Raw genomic sequence first — 231 nt, forward strand, 5'->3', positions numbered from 1 at the left:
TCCCACCCGCCGACCGTGTACAGCGCCATGAACAGCGCGATGTCCCCGAACAGCGCCCCGGGGACCCGCAGCTCGCCCATCAGGACGAACGCCGCCGCTACCACGACCGCGACCACGGCGGGCCGCTGCCGGCGCCACGCGAGGTGCGCGGTGACCGCGAGCACGCAGAGGACCGCGACCCAGCCCTCCGCGGGGTCGTCGTACATGCCCGCGGTGCGCCCCAGCGCCAGG

Annotated in this window: 1 pseudogene; it reads right to left on the reverse strand. The window is 75.8% G+C overall.

The window, feature by feature from the left end:
• Positions 1–231: pseudogene (locus KVT14_RS21755) on the reverse strand (sensor histidine kinase); the annotation flags it as partial.

The sequence above is a fragment of the Cellulomonas sp. GbtcB1 genome (assembly GCF_019091725.1).
Taxonomy (GTDB): domain Bacteria; phylum Actinomycetota; class Actinomycetes; order Actinomycetales; family Cellulomonadaceae; genus Cellulomonas.